General features: G+C 60.2%; 19 protein-coding genes. 8 read left to right on the top strand and 11 right to left on the bottom strand.

The window, feature by feature from the left end; all coding sequences use genetic code 11:
• Nucleotides 1–4: 4 nt before the first annotated feature.
• The 8 genes from phnE (ACGKZZ_RS04315) to ACGKZZ_RS04280 form a co-directional block, all read right to left on the bottom strand.
• Nucleotides 5–820, bottom strand: coding sequence for a phosphonate ABC transporter, permease protein PhnE (gene phnE, locus ACGKZZ_RS04315; protein ID WP_411222241.1), 816 nt, complete (start codon nt 818–820; stop codon nt 5–7).
• Complete coding sequence (phnE, locus tag ACGKZZ_RS04310) at nt 820–1,638, bottom strand: phosphonate ABC transporter, permease protein PhnE (RefSeq protein WP_411222240.1); 819 nt, start codon at nt 1,636–1,638, stop codon at nt 820–822. Before phnE (ACGKZZ_RS04310) ends, phnE (ACGKZZ_RS04315) begins: the two co-directional genes overlap by 1 nt.
• A complete protein-coding gene (gene phnC / locus ACGKZZ_RS04305; RefSeq protein ID WP_411222238.1) occupies nt 1,635–2,429 on the bottom strand; it encodes a phosphonate ABC transporter ATP-binding protein in 795 nt (264 codons plus the stop codon). Before phnC ends, phnE (ACGKZZ_RS04310) begins: the two co-directional genes overlap by 4 nt.
• 65 nt (nt 2,430–2,494) lie before the next feature.
• Complete coding sequence (gene phnD / locus ACGKZZ_RS04300) at nt 2,495–3,469, bottom strand: phosphate/phosphite/phosphonate ABC transporter substrate-binding protein (protein WP_411222237.1); 975 nt, start codon at nt 3,467–3,469, stop codon at nt 2,495–2,497.
• Between the two features lie 393 nt (nt 3,470–3,862).
• Entirely contained in the window at nt 3,863–4,510 is a 648-nt protein-coding gene (locus ACGKZZ_RS04295) for an ABC-type transport auxiliary lipoprotein family protein (RefSeq protein WP_411222236.1), read from the bottom strand.
• Entirely contained in the window at nt 4,507–6,246 is a 1,740-nt protein-coding gene (locus ACGKZZ_RS04290; RefSeq protein ID WP_411222235.1) for an MlaD family protein, read from the bottom strand. The genes ACGKZZ_RS04295 and ACGKZZ_RS04290 overlap by 4 nt, the downstream gene beginning before the upstream one ends.
• A gap of 1 nt (nt 6,247) precedes the next feature.
• On the bottom strand, nt 6,248–7,045 hold the full coding sequence (locus ACGKZZ_RS04285) for an ABC transporter ATP-binding protein (RefSeq protein ID WP_411222234.1): 798 nt from the start codon (nt 7,043–7,045) through the stop codon (nt 6,248–6,250).
• On the bottom strand, nt 7,042–8,163 hold the full coding sequence (locus ACGKZZ_RS04280; RefSeq protein ID WP_411222232.1) for an ABC transporter permease: 1,122 nt from the start codon (nt 8,161–8,163) through the stop codon (nt 7,042–7,044). The genes ACGKZZ_RS04285 and ACGKZZ_RS04280 overlap by 4 nt, the downstream gene beginning before the upstream one ends.
• 492 nt (nt 8,164–8,655) lie before the next feature.
• On the opposite strand from ACGKZZ_RS04280, the gene ACGKZZ_RS04275 reads away from it, so the two are divergent.
• From ACGKZZ_RS04275 to ACGKZZ_RS04240, 8 genes are all read left to right on the top strand, one after another.
• Nucleotides 8,656–11,532 carry a monovalent cation/H+ antiporter subunit A gene (locus tag ACGKZZ_RS04275; protein WP_411222231.1) on the top strand — a complete coding sequence of 959 codons (2,877 nt, stop codon included), beginning with the start codon at nt 8,656–8,658 and terminating at the stop codon, nt 11,530–11,532.
• A gap of 1 nt (nt 11,533) precedes the next feature.
• Nucleotides 11,534–11,890: a Na+/H+ antiporter subunit C gene (locus ACGKZZ_RS04270; RefSeq protein WP_411222230.1), complete on the top strand. Its 357-nt coding sequence runs from the start codon at nt 11,534–11,536 to the stop codon at nt 11,888–11,890.
• Nucleotides 11,887–13,428 (top strand): monovalent cation/H+ antiporter subunit D, encoded by a 1,542-nt coding sequence (locus ACGKZZ_RS04265; protein ID WP_411222229.1) that lies wholly within the window; start codon nt 11,887–11,889, stop codon nt 13,426–13,428. Before ACGKZZ_RS04270 ends, ACGKZZ_RS04265 begins: the two co-directional genes overlap by 4 nt.
• Before the next feature lies 1 nt (nt 13,429).
• A complete protein-coding gene (locus ACGKZZ_RS04260) occupies nt 13,430–13,930 on the top strand; it encodes a Na+/H+ antiporter subunit E (protein WP_411222228.1) in 501 nt (166 codons plus the stop codon).
• Entirely contained in the window at nt 13,927–14,214 is a 288-nt protein-coding gene (locus ACGKZZ_RS04255) for a K+/H+ antiporter subunit F (RefSeq protein ID WP_411222227.1), read from the top strand. The genes ACGKZZ_RS04260 and ACGKZZ_RS04255 overlap by 4 nt, the downstream gene beginning before the upstream one ends.
• Nucleotides 14,211–14,600 carry a monovalent cation/H(+) antiporter subunit G gene (mnhG, locus tag ACGKZZ_RS04250; RefSeq protein WP_411222226.1) on the top strand — a complete coding sequence of 130 codons (390 nt, stop codon included), beginning with the start codon at nt 14,211–14,213 and terminating at the stop codon, nt 14,598–14,600. Before ACGKZZ_RS04255 ends, mnhG begins: the two co-directional genes overlap by 4 nt.
• Nucleotides 14,601–15,026: 426 nt before the next feature.
• The gene (locus ACGKZZ_RS04245; protein ID WP_411222225.1) at nt 15,027–16,076 is read left to right on the top strand and encodes a sugar transferase; all 1,050 of its coding nucleotides are present in this window, start codon (nt 15,027–15,029) and stop codon (nt 16,074–16,076) included.
• A 32-nt stretch (nt 16,077–16,108) separates the two neighbouring features.
• Nucleotides 16,109–17,674 carry a lipid II flippase MurJ gene (locus tag ACGKZZ_RS04240; protein WP_411222224.1) on the top strand — a complete coding sequence of 522 codons (1,566 nt, stop codon included), beginning with the start codon at nt 16,109–16,111 and terminating at the stop codon, nt 17,672–17,674.
• A 3-nt stretch (nt 17,675–17,677) separates the two neighbouring features.
• On the opposite strand, the gene ACGKZZ_RS04235 is transcribed toward ACGKZZ_RS04240, so the two are convergent.
• The 3 genes from ACGKZZ_RS04235 to ACGKZZ_RS04225 are packed head-to-tail and all read right to left on the bottom strand — an operon-like array spanning nt 17,678 to nt 20,779.
• Nucleotides 17,678–18,559 carry a sulfotransferase family protein gene (locus tag ACGKZZ_RS04235; protein ID WP_411222715.1) on the bottom strand — a complete coding sequence of 294 codons (882 nt, stop codon included), beginning with the start codon at nt 18,557–18,559 and terminating at the stop codon, nt 17,678–17,680.
• Between the two features lie 7 nt (nt 18,560–18,566).
• Nucleotides 18,567–19,718: a glycosyltransferase family 2 protein gene (locus ACGKZZ_RS04230; protein ID WP_411222223.1), complete on the bottom strand. Its 1,152-nt coding sequence runs from the start codon at nt 19,716–19,718 to the stop codon at nt 18,567–18,569.
• Complete coding sequence (locus tag ACGKZZ_RS04225; RefSeq protein WP_411222222.1) at nt 19,715–20,779, bottom strand: glycosyltransferase family 4 protein; 1,065 nt, start codon at nt 20,777–20,779, stop codon at nt 19,715–19,717. Before ACGKZZ_RS04225 ends, ACGKZZ_RS04230 begins: the two co-directional genes overlap by 4 nt.
• Nucleotides 20,780–20,843: the final 64 nt, after the last annotated feature.

Raw genomic sequence — 20,843 nt, 5'->3', positions numbered from 1 at the left:
TGCATCAGATGATCGCGCCCCGCACCTTGGCCGAGACCCATTCGCTGATCACGACGGCGGCCAGGATGACCAGCAGGATCAGGCTGACCTGCGGCCAAGCCAGCGTGTTGAGCGATGCCGACAGCTGCAAACCGATCCCGCCGGCGCCGACAAGGCCAAGCACGGTGGATTCGCGGATATTGATGTCCCATCGAAAGACCGCGATACCGGCAAAGGCCGGCATGATTTGCGGTACGATGCCATAGGCCATGACCTGCCAGCGCGACGCACCCGTTGCGGTGATCGCCTCGACCTGTGTCTCGTCAATTTCCTCGATGGCCTCGTAAAGCAGCTTGGCACAGAACCCGATGGAGCGGATGGCGATGGCGATGACACCGGCAAAGACGCCGGGGCCGATGATCGCGATCAGCAGCAGCGCCCAGATCAGCGAATTGATCGACCGGGTGGAGACGATGATGAGCAGAGCGATGGGACGGATCAGGAATCGTGACGGCGTGGTGTTGCGCGCCGCCAGAAACGCCACCGGCACAGCGAAGACCAACGCGATCAGCGTGCCGAGCGTCGCGATGTTGAGGGTGTCCCAGATCGGCTTGCCCAGTTGCGTGATGTATTCCCATTTCGGCGGCGTGGCACGTCGCCAGATGTCGCCGGCGATGCGCGGCGCGTCCTCGACGAAGAACCATGTCGTCGCTTCGGAAATCTGCTGCCAGCAATAGGCGAAGACCGCCACGCCGATCAGCCACATCACCCAATGAGCAAGGCTTTCCCGGCCCGAGCGGCGCTGCCAGATCTTCTGGCCGTTCGCGTCTGTCACCGGCATTATTGCACCCTCGCCCGGACGATGCCTGACAGGTATTCCAGCGCCATCACGATGCCGATGATGAGAAGCAGGATCGCGGCGGCGGTGTCGTATTCATAGCGATCAAAGGACGTGTTGAGCGTGGCCCCGATACCGCCCGCGCCGACAAGGCCCAGAATGGCGCTTTCGCGGAAGTTGATGTCGATGCGGTACATCGACAGGCCAATCAGGCGCGGCATGACCTGTGGCTGAACGCCGTAATTGATCCACTGCATCCATTTCGCTCCGGATGCGCGGATCGCCTCGGCCTGCACGCGGTCCATGCTCTCGATATCCTCGGCCAGCAGTTTCGACAAAAACCCGATGGTGGCAAAGCTGAGCGTCAGGAAGCCGGCCAGCGGGCCGAAGCCGAAGATCGCGACCAGCAGGATCGCGACGATGATTTCCTGCAACGCGCGGCTGACCGCGATGATCGCCCGGCAGATCATGTAGACCGGCAACGGGGCCACGTTGCGCGCCGCGCCCAGCGCGATGGGGATCGAGATGGCGATGCCGACAACCGACGCGGCCACCGTCATGATGATGCTCTCCAGCATCCCGCCCCAGATATCGCCGGACCGCGAAGTGAAATCGGGGCTGGTGAAGGCCAGAATGAACTGCCTGCCACGCTCCAGCCCCTCATAAACGCGAGACCAGTTGACCTCGATGGTCAGGAAGGCGGCGACGAGATAGGCCAGAAACCCGAGGATCAACGCGTAGCGCAGCCATTTGCGCCTGATGAAATGCGGCTTGCGCCAGCCCTTGCCCAGCATGTCGTCAAGTTCGCGATGTGTGCTCATTCCGCCGCCTCGATATCGTCGTCATCCTCGACCGGTTCGATCGTCGCTTCCCAATCTTCCTCACCGTAGATCGTTGTCAGGACGTCGGGCGTCAGGGCATCTGGTGGACCGTCGAATTCGATCGCCCCCGCGCGTAGGCCGATGACGCGCTGCACGAACATCTGCGCCAGCGCGACGTCATGGATGTTGATGATCGCCGCCAGCCCGCGCTCTCGGCACAATTCGCAAATGAGCCGCATGATCTGGCGTGATGTCTTGGGATCGAGCGAGGCCGTCGGCTCGTCCACCAGCAACACATCGGGATTCTGGATGAGCGCGCGGCAGATGCCCACACGCTGGCGCTGACCGCCCGACAGTTCGTCGGCGCGTTTGTCGGCCATGTGCACCAGTCCGACGCGGTCCAGAAGACGGAACGCCTCATCCACATCCTTTTGCGGGTATCTGCGCAGAAAACTGCGCCAGAACCCGACATAGCCCAGACGCCCCGACAGCACGTTTTCCATCACCGTCAGTCGTTCGACCAGCGCGTATTCCTGAAAGATCATTCCCATGCGCCGCCGTTCGCGTCGCAGTGCACCGGAGGAGAGATGTGTCAGTTCGGTATCACCCAGATAGACCTTGCCGGAGGTCGGCTCCACCAACCGGTTGATGCAGCGGATCAGGGTCGATTTGCCAGCGCCTGACGGGCCGATCAGGGCCAGAACCTGACCTTCCGGCATGTCGAGATCGACCGCTTTCAGCGCCTGATCGCCGGTCTTGTAGGTCTTGACCAATTTCTCAAGCCGCAGCATGCGCCCCTCCCCAATCGTGTTCTTATTGGATGGGCGGAGGAAAAAACCCCCGCCCGATCATCAAATCATTCGCAAGCGTAGCTGACGCCGTTGGCCGCGTCGATCTTGCGGATCACGTCCCAGAATTCCTTGTAGGTGATCGGGATGAACTGCCCCTCGCCGTTCTTTTCGAACTCTTCCTTGAGCGACGTGCCTTCCCATTCGAAATTCTCGAACGCGCCGCGGATTTTGTCCTGAAGCTCGGGCTTGAGGTTGTAGGCCACGCCATAGGCCGTGGTCGGGAAGGTTTGCGATTTGTAAAGCGATACGATCTGGTCACGGTCTACCACATCACGCTCGAACATGCGGCCCATGACCGAGTTTGCGATGGCGGCTGCCGGATAGTCCTTGTTGGCAACGCCCAGAACCGAGTTGTCATGCTTGCCTGAAAAGACCGGCTCGAAGTCGCGGTCGGGCAGCAGATCGTAATCGGCTTTCAGGATCGCGCTTGGAGCCTTGAACCCCGAATTGGACGTCGGCGCGGTGAAGGCAAGTTTTTTGCCCTTGATGTCCTCAATGCTTTCGATCCCCGATCCGGGATAGGTGATGATCTCCATCTCGTAACCAAAAGAGCCATCCTCGGAGGCCATGATGGTGAACGGCTTGAAGCCTGCGCAATTCACCGCCAGCGGGTTCGATCCGGTGTTGAAGCCCGCGATGTGCAGACGCCCCGAACGCATCGCCTCGATCTGCGCGGCGTTGTTTTGCACCGGGAAGAACGTCACCTTCTTGCCTGTCTCGGATTCCAAATGGGACAGGAAATCGGCCCATGCTTCGGCATAAACCGCCGGATCCTCGACCGGGGTGTAGGCAAAGATCAGCGTGTCAGGATCGATCTGATCGGCGGGATCGGTCGGGGTATCGGCCAGCATATCCCCGTCTTCATCACAGAACCGCGCGTCAAGATCGCCGCGCTCGCACTCCTGCGCGGATGCCGCGCCGCCCATCGACAGCATCGCGATTGCGGATGCGCCCAACAGTAGTTTGATATCCAGTTTCATTGTCTTCCTCCCAAGGTTTGCGGCTTTGCCGCTTGTTGTTTTCGTGGCGGTGTCCGCTTCGCGTCACACCGAAAATTTTCGCACGTTCGAGATCGCTTGTATTGAACCACCCGGCACCGGTCGGAACCTGAATGTGATGATCGTCAGCCCTTCCCTCTGCACTCGGGGGAAATCATTGCTTTCCATGTCCTTGCGAGTCAATCACGACAACGCGAGCGGTTCGCCTGGACCGCGGTGGCTTTCGAGAGAAAACAGCCCGCCGCGACCGAAGACGCAACTTTGCACGGTTGTGATTTTCGCAATAATTGCGCGTAGATACGCGATTATTTTCGGTTCGGGGCGCTGGCCTCATCCGTCCCCGAAAGAACCGGAAGGTAAATTTTCGCAACGACCCTAGCCGCCAGCAACCGAAGTGCGAATCCACTGCGCGACCTCGGTAAACACCTGATCGGACGCGGCGCTGAACGCTTCCACCAAGGGCAACGTATCGGTAGAGCCGGACAGTGCCTCGGCGCTGAACGTACGGCTGGACACGATACGCGCATCCCGTTCCCGAACCAGACGCGACAGGAGTCTCACCTCGACCATTGCCCCGTCGCCGCCGGCGATCTGCTCGGCGTGAAAATCCATCACTTCGGTGACAATGGCATAATCGCCGCTGACACCCAAAGGCTGACGGCCCACATAGCGCACCGCACCGGTCGACTCGATGGCGCGCAGCATCAGGGTCTGCACCATCACCGGCACAGGCTCGCTCCAGCGCACCTCTGGCAAGTATTGCGCTTGCAGGGGGTTCGGCCGGATCATGATGCGGTCGGTTTCCAGGGCACCGCTTGTCGTCGGCAATTCGACGATCACATCGCGCGCAACCGCGCCGCGTGTCGTTGGCGAGATGCCCGAAGGTGCGGGAATTTCATAGACGTCCAGCGGTGTCGCCGCGTCGCTGAACGCGGACAGCGCGGAGCAGCCAGTCACCACGGCCAACGCCCCGACAGCAAGGCTTGCACGAGCGAAACGGAAAGTGAGGCGCGAATGGGTCATCGTCTGAACTCCGGGGTTCCACGGTCTAGGAAAAAGCGTGTGGGATCACGCTGGATTGTGTTGGTGAGGCGATCGAGATTGGCCACCAGCGTCCGGGTCTCCTGCGCCAGTCGGGAAAACATCGGCAATGCGTTGGTCGTGAACTCCCTGATCGCAGGCGAGGATGCGTCCGTGATCCGGCGCAGCTCGGCAAACGTCTCGACGGCGGACTGACTGGCGGTGCGCAGATCGGCCGAGATGCCCGGCAAGTCATCGGCCACACCGGCGATGGCACCGTTCAACGCGTCCAACGTGCCTTCAAGCCCGGTTATGATGCCCGAGATGTCTTCGTTGATGACGCGGTCAGCGCCGTCAAACGCGCGTTCCGCCGCGCCAAGCGCCCGTTCGCCGGTATCCAGAGCAGAGTTGATGGCGGCGAGCGTCGTGTTGGCATTGGCAAAACTGGTGCTTGCATCTTCGAGCGTCGTGCGCGCGGTTTGTAGCACGTCCTCGACGGTCTCACTCGATGCTGTCAGGTTGGTGCCGATTTCGGTCGTTACCGTGCGGAACGTTTCGGTCGCGTTGCGGATATCGGCCACGATGGTCGGCAAGTCCTGATCCGCGATGGTGGCGACGGACGCGATGGCGCGATCCGCCTCGGCTATCATGGCACGGGTTTCGGCCAGCAGCGGCGCGCCGTCCTCTTCGATCAGCGTGTCGATACGGCTAGCGGCGCCGCCCACGGCAAGTGTCGCCTCGTCCAGCCGCGCGATCAGGGCGTCGGTTGCGGCGAGCGTTGATTGGGCTTCCTGAAGGCGGGCGGTCGCGGTTTCTCCGGTCGTGCCAAGCGTTTCCATCAGCGCGCTGGCATCCTCGCTTAACGAGCTCACCTGCGCGCGGATTTCGGCAGTGGCGAGACGAAGTTCTTCGGTGGTCTGGCTTAAATCCTCGGCCACGAAATTTTCTGTTCGGGTGATCGCGCCTTGCGCGACTTGCAGTGTTTCGGAACCCGACGTCAGCAGCCCCTTTCCCTGCTCGGACAATTCGCCGATAGACACCAGCGCTGTATCGGCAGTCGCCAGAACACCGGTCAGATCCCCGGTGAGCGTCGCGAGCGTGTCATTGAACTGGTCCATCTGCCTGGCGAAATCCGACACGGTAGTCGTCACCGAGGTAAAGTCCTCGAGCGTGGCGGCGAACCCTTCGGACGCGGTTTCCACATTGGCAAGGATACGGTCGATCTGTTGCCTGTTGTCTTCTCCGAGAAGCGCGCCCAGCTCTTCCACCACCTTGAGAGATTCCTCCAGCAGCCGGGGCGCGTCTTCGGAAAGGCTTTGCAGAGTGGAGCGACCGGCTGCGATCTCCGGAATCGGGCCGTCCTCCTCGCGTTCGAGCAAGGGCGCGGACGGCGAGCCCGCGTCGATGCCGACAAAAGACACCCCCGTCACGCCCTGCGCGTCGATTGTGGCGACACTGTCCGTGCGCACCGGCGTTTCGGCATTCACCTCAACCCGCACGACGACCGAGCCGTCATGATCCGGCGACAGGCGCACATCGACAACCTGACCGACCGGCAATCCGGCAAAGCGGACATCGGACGCATTGCTCAACCCCGCGACGGAGGAGAACCGGATGTCGTAATAATCGAATTGCCGGTCAAGCTCGACCTGTGCGAACCAGACGAAAAACGCCAGAATGCCAAACATGCCCGCAAGCGTGAATGCGCCTATCAGTACGAATTTTGCCTTGGTTTCCAATTCAGTCGCCTTTCCGCCCGGTGTCGGGCTGGGTCTCGGATATGGCGGCGCGGGCACGCGGGCCGTGGAAATACTCGTGCACCCATGGGTGATCGACCGCCAGCATATCCTTCATGGTGCCGGTCACCAGCACCTTTCTTTCCGCCAGCACGGCGATGCGGTCGCATGTTGCGTGCAGCGTGTCCAGATCATGCGTCACCAGAAACACCGTCAAGCCAAGCGAGTGGCTGAGATCCTGGATCAGTTCGTCGAAAGCCGAAGCGCCGATCGGGTCAAGCCCCGCTGTCGGCTCGTCAAGAAAGACGATGTCGGGATCAAGCGCCAACGCGCGCGCCAGCCCGGCCCGTTTGCGCATGCCGCCGGACAGCTCTGACGGGTATTTGTCGCCTGCCAGATAGGGCAGGCCCACCATCGAAATCTTGAGGTCGGCAAGCGCGCTTCGGATCGCAGGGTCAATACCTGTCACCGGGCGCATCGGAACCTCGACGTTTTCGCGCACGGTCAGCGACGAGAACAAGGCGCCGTCCTGAAACATCACGCCCCATCGGTTTTCAAGCGCCTGTCTGGTGTCTTCATCGGCATTGAGAACGTCCGTTCCCAAGACCTCGACGGTCCCTTCGCGCGGCCGCTGCAACCCGGTGATGGTGCGCAGCAACACTGATTTGCCGGTTCCCGATCCGCCGACGACGCCCAGAATTTCACCGCGATAGACGTCAAGATCAAGATCCTCGTGCACGACCTGAGTGCCGAACTGGTTGCGCACGCCGCGAATCTTTATGACCACCTCATCCGTGCTCATATGCCGATTCTCGCAAAGAAGATGGAAAAGACCGCGTCTGCGACGATGACCGCGAAAATGGCCGTCACCACGGCGTTCGATGTCATCCGCCCCAGCGATTCCGCATTGCTCTGCACTTGCATCCCCGCATGGCATCCGACCACCCCGATGATCAGCGCGAAAAACGGCGCTTTGATCAGACCAACAAAGACATGCGTGACCGACGTGCCCTCGACGAGCCGGGTTCGGAACATGGCCGGAGAGATGCCCAAGTCGATCCAAGCCATCAGCGCGCCGCCGAACAATCCCGCCATGTTGGCGATGAGACCAAGGATCGGCAGCATGAAGAACAACGCCAGTATCCGCGGCAGAAACAGGTTCATCGCCGGATCGATACCCAATGTCCGCATGGCGTCGATCTCTTCGCGCATCTTCATCGAGCCGATGGCCGCCGTGAACGCGGACGCGGTGCGCCCGGCAACGATGATCGAGGTCAGCAAGATGCCCAGTTCGCGCAAGATCGAAATGGCGATCAGATCGACCACGAACACCTCTGCACCAAACTGGCGAAGCTGAACCGAGCCTTGAAAGGCCAGCACCACGCCAATCAGAAACGCCATGAGCGATACGATCGGCACGGCCTTCAGACCGACCTCTTCGCAGTGATGTACCAGGGAGGTCAGCGGAAACTGGCCGGGATGCCGAAATGCGCGCGCGAGACGATGCAAGAACATGCCCAGATAGGCCGTCAGCGCCCGCAGAAACCCCACGCCTGACATCACCTTGCGCCCGAGCGCATCGAGCATCTGGACAAGCGACCGCTTTGTCGTTGCGACCTCGTCGGGCTCGGGCATGGCCTGTTCAACGGTCTGCAAAAGGCTGTCGGTCTCGCTGCGTGTGCCGGTGAAGGCAAGGTCTGTACCGGAGTCGGAAAACCGCGTTTTCAACAAAACCAGCGCCCACGCTCCGGCCGTGTCGAGCCTTTCGAGGTCTGACAGATCGATCTCGCTCACGGCATCGGGCGCGATCCCGTCGAACGTTGCGCGCGCCTCCGTCACCGTGTGAACCGTCAGCGCGCCGGACACCTGCAATACACCCGAGCTTTGCTCGATGCGCAGTGGCGACCCCTGACGCCTCACCCGTGCAACCGCCTTGCGAGCGTTGTGATCCTTCGGGAGTTTGGGGTCAGGCTTGTTGTCATGACGGCACGGTATCGGGGCCGCGCGCGGCAAGAAAGCCCTGAAACGACGACAGATTGCCACGATTCGCGGTCTTTGCCCGAATACGTCACAACGCGGATACCGACCAGGGACCATGACAAGAGCGTAACCGGCTTCCCGCCCCGCGCTGAAGACCTGTCGCAACATGTCTGCGCTGGTGAGCGGTGCGCAGATGGGCTTGAGCGTAAACGGCCACAGCGAACACGTCGCATAAGGCGTTGTTTTTTCACGCAACGCACGATGGTCCTTCGGATGGGCCGCCAAGCCCCGATGGCGGCTGTCGCCTTGGGCCGCATCGTTCGAAAACCCTAAAACGTGGATTTCTCGAGAAAATACGTCGATTACGCTTGAGGTTTTGCGCTTGCAGTGCAGGTTTGTGCGGGCCAAAACCCGGTCGGATCAGGAGGTCGCGTGTCGCTTTTCTTTATCGTCGCCTTGCCGTTCATCGGCGCGTTGTTGCCGGGTTTGATGAACGCTGCGGGCCGTTCCGCTTGCGCGGGCGTGACATTCACTGTTTCGCTCGCCGCCTTTGTCGGATTGCTGACCAATCTTCCGGCGGTTCTGGCGGGCGAGGTTGTCCTGGCGCAGGTCGAATGGATGCCGCTGCTTGGGCTGAACTTCACGCTGATGCTCGACGGGCTGGGCTTTTTCTTTGCCATGCTGATCCTCGGCATCGGTCTTTTGATCATCGCCTATGCCCGCCATTACCTGAGCCGCGACGACAACATGGGCGAGTTCTTCACCTATCTGTTGCTGTTCCAGGGCGCGATGGTGGGCATCGTTCTGAGCGATAACATCCTGCTTTTGCTTGTCTTCTGGGAGCTGACGTCGCTCTCGTCCTTCCTGCTGATCGGCTATTGGAAACATCTCCCCGAGGGTCGCCAAGGTGCGCGGATGGCGCTGACGGTCACCGGCATGGGCGGGCTTGCGATGATCGCGGGAATGCTGATCCTCGGGCAGATCGTCGGCAGTTACGATCTCTCGGTGATCCTGCAAAACCGGGATCTCATTCAGGCCGATCCGCTGTATCTGCCGGCGCTGATCCTGATCCTGCTCGGCTGCTTTACCAAATCGGCGCAGTTCCCGTTCCATTTCTGGCTGCCGCACGCGATGGCCGCGCCGACGCCTGTGTCGGCCTATCTGCACTCGGCCACGATGGTGAAGGCCGGCATCTTCCTGATGGCGCGGATGTGGCCGGTGCTGTCAGGCACGCCGGAATGGTTCGTGATCGTCACCACCGCCGGGCTGGTGACGATGGTTCTGGGCGCGGTGATCGCGCTGTTCAAGCACGACCTCAAGGCGCTTCTGGCGTTCTCCACCGTCAGCCATCTGGGGCTGATCACGATGCTTCTGGGCACCGGCACCGCGTTTGGCGCGATGGCGGCGGTGTTTCACATCCTCAACCACGCGACGTTCAAGGCGGCGCTTTTCATGTCGGCCGGGATCATCGACCACGAAACCCACACCCGTGACATCCGCCGCTTGGGTGGCTTGCGCTATCTCATGCCGGTCACCTTTGTCATCGCCACGCTGGCGGCCCTGTCGATGGCGGGCATTCCGCTGCTCAACGGCTTCCTGTCCAAGGAAATGATGCTGGAAGAGGCGTATCACACGGTGCTGTTCGGCGTGCCTTGGCTGTTGCCGGTCTTCGCTGTGATTGGCGCGCTGTTCTCGGCGGCCTACAGCTTCCGCCTGATCGGTCATGTGTTTCTTGGCCCGGTGCGCGAAGATTATCCGGCCAAACCACACGACCCCGGCGCCGGCATGTGGCTGCCGCCGGCGATCCTTGTGGTTCTGGTGGTGACGATCGGTATTGCGCCCTATCTGGTTGAACCGTTTGTCAAACTCGTCACCGCGTCGGTTCTGGGAGAAGTTCTGACGGTGCCCGATGCACATTTCAAGATCTGGCACGGGCTGGTTCCCGCGCTTTACATGTCGCTGGCCGCAGTTGTCGGGGGCCTTGTGTTGATGCTGATTTTCTCTCCGGCGCTGCGCTTCTGGGATGCGGCTCCGCGGCCCGAAGCGAAGACGATCTTCGATTCCATCGTGGCTGCATCGGTTCGCCTTGCACAAAGCCTGACGCTGCCGCTGCACAACGGAGCGTTCTCGCGCTACGCTGCCATCGGCACGGTTGCGATCCTTCTGGTCGGTTTTCACGCATGGGTCACCGGTACGGTTGGCGCGCCGAGCCGTACGCCGCAGATGGCAGGCGCGGTTCCCATCGCGGGCTGGCTGATGCTGGTGGCGGCAACGGGCGGATTGGTGTTTTTCCACCGCAACCGTTTCCTGTCGCTGATCCTGATCGGCATCGTCGGCCTGATGGTGTCGGTCGCGTTTGTGTTCTTCAGCGCGCCCGATCTGGCGATGACGCAGTTCACCGTCGAGGTGGTCACGATCATCCTGCTGTTGCTGGCGCTGAACTTCCTGCCGAACTACACGCCGGTCGAGAGCACCGTGCTGCGCCGTGTGCGGGATGCCGGCGTGGCCGTTGCTGGAGGTCTGGCAACGTTTGGATTGGCCTATCACTACCTGCTGCGCGATGCGGTCGATACGCCGATTTCGCAGTTTCATCTGGCCAATTCCTACAAGGGCGGCGGTGGCACCAACGTGGTCAACGTGATCCTTGTCGATTTCCGTGGATTTGACACCTACGGCGAAATCATCGTGCTCGGCATCGCCGCGCTGCTGATCTTTGCGTTGACCGAGACCCTGCTGGACGGACCTGTCCGGGCGCGCCTTCTCAATCGCAAACCGGACCAGCCGCGCGCGGGCGACAAGCATCCGATGATGATGGTGGTGCTGACGCGGGTGATCATGCCGGTTGTCATGATGGTCGGCTTTTACATCTTCCTGCGCGGTCACAATGATCCGGGCGGTGGCTTTATCGCCGGGCTGGTCGTGTCCATCGCGGTCGTCATGCAGTACATGGCGAGCGGCTTCAATTGGGCGTCCTCACGGCTCAAATACCCCTATCACGGCGTCATCGGCGCGGGTGTTCTGATCGCCGGACTGACCGGGATCGGATCGTGGTTCGTGGGCAAGCCGTTCCTCACCTCGGCCTTTACCTATGTGCGCATCCCGCCGTTCCAGAAATTCGAACTGGCCACAGCGGCACTGTTCGATCTGGGCGTGTTCCTTGCCGTCGTCGGCGCGGTGATGCTGTCACTCGAAAGCTTCTCGCGGCTGGCGCGGCGGGCCCATGTCGATGAGGACGAACACCCGATGGATATCGACCCGTCGCGCGACGACCCGCCTGAGTCTGCGCCGGCAACAAAGGAGGGTGTGTGACGTGGAAATGCTCTTCGCCACAGCCATCGGCATCCTGACCGCCGGTGGGCTTTATCTTGTCCTGCGGCAACGCACGTTCCCGGTGATCCTCGGCATGTCGCTGCTGACCTATGCGGTCAACGTCTTCCTGTTCGCCTCCGGTCGGCTGACCGTGGGCGCACCGCCCATATTACGCGACGGCGTGACGGACTACACCGATCCACTTCCGCAGGCCCTGGTCCTCACCGCCATCGTGATCTCGTTCGGGATGACGGCGGTTGTTGTGATGATCGCTCTGGGCGCCTATCTCGGCTCGGACGATGACCACGTCGATGACCAGCCAGAGGGCGACATGGACAAGCCGGAGAGCCTGTCATGAGCCACTGGATCATCGCTCCGATCGTGCTGCCGGCGCTGCTTGCCCCCTTCATCGTGCTGGCGGCACGGTTTCATGTCGGCATCCAACGGGCCTTTTCCGTTGCCGGAGTGCTGGCGCTGATCGCCATCGCAAGCGGTTTGGCCTGGCAGGTCTCTGACGGAACCATCATCCTCTACCAACTGAGCGATTGGGCTGCCCCGTTCGGAATTGTGCTTGTCGGCGACCGGCTGTCCACCATGATGGTGCTGCTGACGGCACTGCTTGCGCTGTTCGTGCTGCTTTACGCGATTGGCTCGGACTGGGACAAGCGGGGCTGGCATTTCCACGCATTGTTCCAGTTTCAGCTGATGGGCCTCATGGGCGCGTTCCTGACAGGCGATCTGTTCAACCTTTTCGTCTTTTTCGAAGTGCTGCTGATCGCGTCTTACGGGTTGATGATCCACGCAGGTGGCAATGACAGGCTCCGAGCCGGTGTGCAGTATGTGCTGTTCAACCTGATCGGCTCCACCCTGTTCCTGTTTGCACTGGGCTCGATCTATGCCGAAACCGGCACACTCAACATGGCCGATCTGGCCAACCGTGTCGCAATGATCGGGCCGGAGGAAACCGTTGGTATCCGCGTTGCCGCTGTTCTGTTGCTCTTGGTCTTTGCAATCAAGGCCGCCATCGTGCCGTTGCATTTCTGGCTTCCGTCAAGCTATGCCGAAGCGCCCGCACCCATTGCCGCGTTGTTTGCGATCATGACCAAGGTCGGTGCCTATGCGATCATCCGCGTCTACACCTTGATCTTCCCGCCCGATCTTGAGGTGACCGCAGGGCTTCACGATATCTGGCTGTTGCCCGCCGCGCTGGTGTCGTTGGCCATCGGCATGGTCGGAGTTCTGGCCGCGAAACGGCTTGACCGGCTGATCGCGTTTTCGATCATCGGGTCGATGGGCATGGTCATGGTGACGATTGCGCTGTTCACGCCCGAAGCGATTGCTGCCGCGCTTTATTATATCGTGCATTCCACCCTTGCGGGCGCCGTGCTGTTCCTGATCTGCGATCTCGTCCGCACCGGACGGGCCAATCTGGACCTCACACCGCAACCGCCGATCCTTGGCACGTCACTGACCGCCGGGCTGTTCTTTATCGGTGCGATCGCGATGGTGGGCCTGCCGCCGCTATCGGGGTTCCTTGGCAAACTGCTGGTGCTCGATGCATCTTATGGAACCGACCTGCTGGTCTGGATATGGGCGACGGTGCTTGGCACAGGCCTGATCAGCCTCGTTGGTTTCTCGCGCGCGGGCAGCATCCTGTTCTGGAAGGCCCACAGCATCGAGCCAACCGAGGACCTGCCGCCAATCTCGCACCCCACGCCGCTGTCGTATGTCGCGGTTGGAGGCCTGATCGTGCTATTGGTGGCCCACACGGTTTTTGCCGGACAGGTCCATCGCTACACCACCTCGATCGCCGCGCAATTGTTTGCGCCGACGCCCTATATCTCGACCGTGGTCGACACGCCCGGCAAGCTCAGCACACCTCAGGAGGACCACTGATATGTCACGCGCCTTCCACTGGCTGATGCCGCACCCCTATCTGACGCTGCTTCTGGTGATCGTGTGGACCATTCTGCAAAACGACGTGTCGGCCGGAATGATCGTGTTCGGCATCATCCTCGGGATCATCATTCCGTGGGGTACGTCGATCTGGTGGCCGGACACTCCCAAGAGCTTCAGGCTCGGCAAGATGGCAATGTATATTCCGGTAGTGTTGTGGGACATCATCATCGCCAACATCCAGGTTGCCTGGATCGTGTTGACTGTCCCGAACGCCAAGCTGAAACCGGCGTGGATCGTTGTGCCTCTGGAGCTGCGCCAGCCCGAGGCAATCACTGTTCTGGCAGGCACCATCACACTGACACCAGGCACCGTGTCGGCCGACCTCTCTGACGAAGGCCACAGCCTGCTCGTGCATGTGTTGCATACCGATGACCCGGATGCGGTGCGCGACGATATCAAAAGCCGCTATGAACGCCGCCTGAAGGAGATCTTCTCATGATGACCGCAGAAGGGCTGATGGAGATCGCGATCGGCATTGCCTTCGTCTCACTGGCAATCGGGCAGATATTGTCGATGGTGCGTCTGATCCTCGGGCCGACTTCGGGGGATCGCATTCTGGCGCTCGACACGATGGTCATCAACGCATTGGGTCTGGTGGTGGTGTTGGGCATCCACCAGGGCGTGCGCATCTATTTCGAAGTGGCCCTGCTGATCGCCATGCTCGGATTCGTGTCGACTGTCGCGCTGGCCCGGTTCATCCTGAGGGGGGACATCATCGAATGACCGCTCAACTGATCATCATCTATGCCACCGCCATATTCCTCCTCATCGGGTCCGGTTTCGTCCTCGTTGGAGTGATCGGCCTGCTGAAGTTCGACGATCCGCTGACGCGATTGCATGCTCCGACGAAAGTGGGGACCGTGGGCATCGGGATGCTTCTGCTGGCATCCATCGTCCATTCGTTTCTGCTGGGCGACCCGTCGATGCATGAAACGCTCATCATGGCGTTCCTGTTCGTGACCGCTCCCATTTCGGCCAACTTTATCGCCAAGGTCCACATCCATCGCCGCGCGTGCGACACTCCCCCGTCTCCTCCGCGCGATGACACCTGGTCCACTCTGGACACGCCCGAAAAGGACCGCGACCTCGAGACCGCGGCAGACGCCTGAACAAGGCTGAAGATGTCTGCCTCGTGCTAGAGGATGATTCTGCGTATTGCTCAACCAATGAGGGATTGCCCGGAAGCATCGATTCAGGATGTAACCGCTTACACACAACAACCGCATAGGTGCGACTGCTGACGCCTTCGTAAGAAACTGCAACTTCGGTCACAAATTGTAAAATTTATGTTTTTTTTCCAACAACATTATGCAAATATTAAGACTTCTAGTGCGGCGGCACGAAAGATGCTGTCGCGATAGGGTCGGGAGAACATAGATAATGAGCCATCGCACGGCGTTAAGGTGCGGCGGCAAACTGGTAGGAATAAGCCGGCGAATTAAGTCGCAGCAAGCGACAATGATCGGCTTTCGTACCGCGGTGCCCAACGGGCACCAAACCGTAGGTAGAATTCGGGCAGTGTAACAGGCGGCATCTTGCCGTGGTATTGTGTTTTATGCTGTGGGGTTAACTACATGCGAGTTTTGTCGAAAAGTCATATTGGATTCCAGCCGAATAATCCGACCTTTTATAGAACCTACAATTTTGTTCTCGCGGCGCTGCTGCTGTTGATGGTCTTGCCGCTTCTTGTCATGATTTCAGTGGCGCTGTTTTTCACTCAAGGCCGCGAAATTTTTTACAGCGCCGACCGGTTGGGCAAGAATCAGAAACCATTCAGAATCATCAAGTTCCGGACATTGTGCAGTGCGCGTGCGCGCGAACTGACGCAAAACTGCACCCTTCCGATCGGGACAAATATCGAAACGCCGCTTGGTGGGATGTTGCGCGAAACGCGTCTGGATGAACTTCCGCAACTCGTGAACATCCTCCGGGGCGATATGAACTTGTGTGGCCCCCGACCCGTTCGGGCCGAGATCGCGAAGATCGAGCGTCAGCGGATTCCACATTACGATGTCCGGTTTCACGTCAAACCCGGTCTGGTTGGTCCAACCCAAGCTTATTTCGGTCATGGCGCCAGCAAGAGATTGCGGGCTCGGATGAACAACAGCCTGGTGAACCGGCCAGTGTCGATCCGCGCCGAACTTATGCTTCTCGGCCGTATCGCTGCGTCGATGTTTGCCAAACTGGGGCGTAAACTGGGTAAGCGTATGGTCAAGGCGTCTGCCACAAACACGGTCGCCGCCGCTGACCGTCAGATGTGGCTGACCTCGGAATCCGGCCAATTGCTCTCGATTGCAGATACGATCAATCTGCGTGAAGTCGTTGCGCCCAGCTTGAGTGCGGCGTCTGGCGACAAAACGGCTGTGCTGCATATCCGTCTGAAATCGGGCGGTGTGCGCAAGGCGCGGATTGTACTGACGCAGACGGCAAAAGCCGGTGTCTTCACGTACTTTGCAAAGAACGAATACGGCCAGTTCATCGTTGAGCGTTATGCCCTGGGTCTTGTCGTGGTGCCCCCGCAACTGCGCAAACCCGAGCACAAGGCAGAACAATGGGGTCCGCTAGAGGCTCAAGTCCAAGGCTAACATAAAACATGCAGCCCCCCTCTGGTCAGCAAATGGCATCCGCTGACGAGGCGGCGCGAAGCGGTCCGCGTGGAACCTCCCTGATTTCTGCGGGGACCGCACAGTTTGCAGGACAGGCGCTGGGAATATTCATCGCCGTTTTCGTATCGCATCTCATTGCAAAGCGAATGGGCATCGGCGCGGAAGCCGATGCTTTTCTTCTGGGCCGCCGCCTGGTCACCAGTGTGACCGAAGCCCTTAGCCAGGTCATGGTGGTCGTTTTCATTCCGTTGATCGCAGCGCGGGCCGCCGCAGGTGTCAGCGGAGTGCGGATCCTGGGATCGGCTGGAGCAAGCGCTCTGGCGCTTGGAGCGGCCCTGGCGATTGCCATTTCTCTGGCGGCACCCGACATCGTCGCGTCGCTTGCACCGACATTTCATCCCGACACCGCCGCGCTGGCGTCAAAGGTCGTTGTCATCCTTTCGATGTCACTGCCGGCGACCGTCGCGGCGATGGCCTTTGCGGCTTACTGCAACGTCAGAGGCTGGTTCGGTGTCCCGACGGCCATACGGCAACTTCCGCGAGCATCAGTCGCGCTTGCACTTCTGGTTGGAAGCGGGGCGCTCGCTCTGCAAGCTTCGGCGGCCTACACGATAACCTATTTCGCGGTCGCGCTGCTCACGCTGGTCCTTGCGCTACGCCTCGGTCCTGAACGGCCCAGCGCAACCGGCACACAGTCGATGTCGGCGTCGGTGGGACGGAGAGGCACGGCGGCAATTCTGCTGACCTTCGGGGCATTGGCAAATATCTGGCTGGAAACGGCTGTTGCGGCACGTCAAGGCGTTGGTGCCGTGGCGATGCTCGATTTCAGCCAAAGACTCGGGGCGCTGTGCGGCAACACCTTGGCGATGGCGCTTGGGCTTGTCGCCTTCGCGGATCTGACCAAGCGCGCGGCGATGGGCGAAACCAAGGAACTTGGAAGCCGCTTTCGTCAGGCCACGCTGATCGGAATGGTGTTGTTGGTCCCGGTCCAGCTGGGCTTCTTCATCAACGCGGGGTCTGTCATTGATTTGATTATCGCACATGGTCGGGTGGACGCCGAAACCGTAAAATACATGACCGAGCTGATGCGTTGGATGGCGCTTGCACCTTTCGGAGCGCTGGTGACGCGGATGATGCTGGTTCGCCTTCTTGCACAGGACGACTTGCCAATCGTGCGATTGGTTGGCGCGGGAATGGCGCTCGACTTCGGGTCGCGGCTCTTATTGTTCACCATCCTGACACCCGTATTCGGACTCGCCGGGATTCCCATAGCGCTGGTTCTCGCTCCCGCTGTGCCGATTGTATTTCTGGCATTCGTGCTCCGGCGTCGCGGTGTCTTTTCGGGCGGCGGCGCATTGAGGGCGGCGCGTCCGATCATGGCTGCAGCGGCCCTCGGCTGTGCCGGAATACTCATCGGGGCGGCAGTGGCACCTGCCGTGCTTTCGCTTGTCCGCGCGCCCTTGGCTGATGGGTCAAAACTCGACAGTTTTGTTCAATTGGCCGGATCGGGAGTGCTTGGTCTTATTGCGCTGGGGCTTGGGATCAAGATATTCGGCGTCAAACTACGACCGCGTTAGGTGTCAGTCGGGCTTATAGCCGCTCTTCATCCAAACCCAATCGGGCCAATCGATCCCGCGAGACTTGCGTCTCTTTTGTTCGATTTTGGAAAGAACGGACAACGGCAAGACCCGTCCAAGCCAATCCCCCACCCGGATCAACGCCCGGTCCCAAGATGACATCTGCCGCGTGTCGCGCCGGTCGTGACTTGTGTTTGCTGAAAACTTGCTCTCCAGCAGATCGGGGTCGACCTGCAAACCAAGGAACGCGACCAGACCGCGCCTGTGCGAAGGAAGGTCAGCGACAAGATCATCATATCTCACGAGCATGGCGCGCTGTTTGAGACGTGTGGCAACATCCTCCAGAAAGCGGGTGTAAAGCGCGTTGACCAATGCGCCGCGCAGGATATCGACGGAACGCGCCATTCCCCGCGACGGGACGCGACCATAGGCGGCGAGCCGCGAGGCGATCAGGGTCATGCTTGATCGGGTGATGCAGACAAATTTCGCCGCGGGAAACCGCGCCGCCAGTTCATCGGCCAAAAGGGTATGATGCGGAGACTTCTCAAGCCAATGATCGCAGTTTGTGCGGGTGGCGACTTCTTCCATCACGATGGCGAACACGTCTGCGTAGTCCTGCGCCCGAGAGACAATCTCGTCCAGAAATGCCTCTGACAAGCCCGTCAGCAGAAAATAATCAGACTGTGCAAACGCCTGCTGGAAGCGGCGCCGTGCAGCCGGATCGTCAAAGCTGCCGAACGCGCGGGCGAAGTGCGAAAAGAAGATGCTTTCATGCACACCCCGATGTTCCGCGGCGGCGACCGCCGCGACCGCACCTGAACCTGCAAGCATGTTGGCAACCCAGGTGGTGCCTGATCGTTGGAGCCCCAAGACGAAGACCGGCATCACCACGTCACGTTCCTTCGCGCGAGGGTGTCCATAGAACGCTTCTGCGTCCGGTGGCGTATCGGTAAAAACCCCAGGCCATAGCAACATGGGCCAGGACAAAAAATGACGCTATCGACGCGGGTTTGAAACGCCGGAACGACGGCTTTGCAAGTGCGGCGGCCGCAAGCGCGTAGAAGGCAATCTGGCAGAGCGCCAGCACCGTGTAGAACCATCCGTGCCCCACAAGCGCAAGGTTGGAGATGAAAAGCAGGATGAGGAACAACGGGTTCAGCCGCCGGATCAGCTTGTGTGAAATAAGCTGCCAAGCATACCATCCATGCTGGAATGGATTCATCAGCCCAGCACTGGTCATCAGACTGCGCCATCCGCGCTCGGAGGAGCGCACCCGGCGACGCATCTCGCTCGAGACGTTTTCGGTGACAATTTCGGTCGTTCGGGCGTCCGGTTCGAACACCAGTCGCTTGCCGGCCCTGACGGCCTGAACCGAGATCATGAAATCATCTGTGCATCCGGGTGCTGGCGTCGCGGCAAGTGCGCGGCGCATCGCGTAGACCGAACCCTGCGCCGAAACTGCGCCACCGACGCGACTTTCCGCTGTCTTCAAGGCCTGATCGTAGTTCCAGAAGAGGCCTTCCGAGAATCCGATTCCGCCGGTTTTCCCATCGGCGCCTTCAACCGTGATCTGGCCGCAAACGCCGCCGACATCAGGATCGGAAAAGTGGCGCAACAGCGCTATCAGCGTACCCTCTGCCAGGATCGCATTGGCATCAGAAAAGATGACCACGTCGCCCGTGCAGTGTTCGAGCCCCAGGCCCAATGCCTCAGCCTTGCCCACACGACCCGGCTCAAGAACCGTGACGCGGGGATCGCCGAATGCGCGGGCCACGTCGGCTGTGCCGTCTGTCGAACCGTCGGAAACAACGACAATCTCTACCTCCGCTCCGTGAGAGTCGAGCGAGACGGTATTTGCCAGCTTTTCGGTGATCAGTCCGGCTTCGTTGTATGCAGCGATGAGAAAGCTGACTTTTTGCGGAGCCCAATTGTCCGGAGCTGTCGGCGTCCGGTGCAGGCGCGATATGATCAGCAATATCAGACCGTATCCGACGAAACTGTAAAACAGTACGATCGCCGACACCCAAAAAATCAGTTCCATCATCCCGCCCTCTTCATCAGGTCTGCGAGCTTTCCGGCATTGTCTTCGACAACATATTCCGCCGCAACCCGATCCCGTCCACGCATGCCCATTGCGGCCGCGGCCTGCCAGTCTGTCGCAATCTCTTGCAAAGCGTTCGCGATGGCCGAAGCGTCCTCGGGCGGAACCAATCGGCCGGTTACGCCGTCCTCGATCAATTCGGGGATGCCGGAAAGTGCACTCGCAATGACCGGACGGGCGTTCGCAAGGGCTTCCATGATCACCACGGGAATCCCTTCGATCCGGCCCTGTTCGCCGACGATCGAAGGAACGACAACGACATGAGCCTTTGCAAAGGCGCGCGCCACCACCTCGGCAGGTTGCGGGCCATCAAACGTCACGCGATCAGAAAGCCCGTGCGTGTGCACCCGCTTGGCCAGATCATCGGCCAAATCGCCGCCGCCGACAATCTGCAATTGCCAGTCCAGATCCGTGGGGAGCATTGCCAACGCGTCGATCAGATATTGAACGCCCTTCTTTTCGATCAAGGACCCGACATAAAGAATACGCAACGGTCCATCGCCAAGAGCAGCCGGTCCGTCCCCCTTCAAGGAAGCGCGCGCCACTCCGCAGCGGACGAGTTCGAGTTTTTCAGTGGGGAACCCCTCCAATCGGTCAAGAAAGGCGATGTTGTATCGGCTTATCGAGCGCACAAATGCCGCCTTTTGCGCCTTTTCGACAAGAAGCGCCTGAGAGACGACAATATCGTTGGCGTGGGCCGAAAAGCTGTAGGGAACGCCGGCCACTTCGGCTGCGATCATCGCTGTTGTTGCGGGATGGCCGGCAAACTCGCCGTGGATGTGATCCACACCCGTCTTGCGACACCAATGTCCGAGCGCGAGCGCTTTCGGAAAATAGGCCAGCACCATAAGGCCGCGTTTTCGCTCCGTCTTGTGCGCTTTGAAAATCGCGCCCAGCAGACGAACAAGACGACGCGGCGCGGTCACCGCTTCTTTGAGGAATGCACCAAGCGCTTGCGGTGAAAGATACCCGTAACTGAAGGCGCGCTCGACAAGCCGGGTCATGAAATCGTGTACGATTTCATTTTCCCTGAATGGCTTGATGTGAAAAATCCGAGCGTCGTGACCC

The sequence above is a fragment of the Marivita sp. S2033 genome, assembly GCF_046592965.1.
In the GTDB taxonomy this organism is placed as follows: domain Bacteria; phylum Pseudomonadota; class Alphaproteobacteria; order Rhodobacterales; family Rhodobacteraceae; genus Marivita.
This window is presented reverse-complemented; position numbering and strand designations above follow the sequence as displayed.

Bases quoted from the DNA above. Each gene is read 5' to 3' on its own strand.
- ACGKZZ_RS04285 (WP_411222234.1), bottom strand. From the start codon at position 7,045: ATGAGCACGGATGAGGTGGTCATAAAGATTCGCGGCGTGCGCAACCAG.
- ACGKZZ_RS04235 (WP_411222715.1), bottom strand. From the start codon at position 18,559: ATGCCGGTCTTCGTCTTGGGGCTCCAACGATCAGGCACCACCTGGGTT.
- ACGKZZ_RS04265 (WP_411222229.1), top strand. From the start codon at position 11,887: ATGAGCCACTGGATCATCGCTCCGATCGTGCTGCCGGCGCTGCTTGCC.
- ACGKZZ_RS04240 (WP_411222224.1), top strand. From the start codon at position 16,109: ATGGCATCCGCTGACGAGGCGGCGCGAAGCGGTCCGCGTGGAACCTCC.
- phnE (WP_411222240.1), bottom strand. From the start codon at position 1,638: ATGAGCACACATCGCGAACTTGACGACATGCTGGGCAAGGGCTGGCGC.
- phnC (WP_411222238.1), bottom strand. From the start codon at position 2,429: ATGCTGCGGCTTGAGAAATTGGTCAAGACCTACAAGACCGGCGATCAG.
- ACGKZZ_RS04260 (WP_411222228.1), top strand. From the start codon at position 13,430: ATGTCACGCGCCTTCCACTGGCTGATGCCGCACCCCTATCTGACGCTG.
- phnD (WP_411222237.1), bottom strand. From the start codon at position 3,469: ATGAAACTGGATATCAAACTACTGTTGGGCGCATCCGCAATCGCGATG.
- ACGKZZ_RS04230 (WP_411222223.1), bottom strand. From the start codon at position 19,718: ATGATGGAACTGATTTTTTGGGTGTCGGCGATCGTACTGTTTTACAGT.
- ACGKZZ_RS04225 (WP_411222222.1), bottom strand. From the start codon at position 20,779: ATGACCCGGCTTGTCGAGCGCGCCTTCAGTTACGGGTATCTTTCACCG.
- ACGKZZ_RS04295 (WP_411222236.1), bottom strand. From the start codon at position 4,510: ATGACCCATTCGCGCCTCACTTTCCGTTTCGCTCGTGCAAGCCTTGCT.
- phnE (WP_411222241.1), bottom strand. From the start codon at position 820: ATGCCGGTGACAGACGCGAACGGCCAGAAGATCTGGCAGCGCCGCTCG.
- ACGKZZ_RS04255 (WP_411222227.1), top strand. From the start codon at position 13,927: ATGATGACCGCAGAAGGGCTGATGGAGATCGCGATCGGCATTGCCTTC.
- mnhG (WP_411222226.1), top strand. From the start codon at position 14,211: ATGACCGCTCAACTGATCATCATCTATGCCACCGCCATATTCCTCCTC.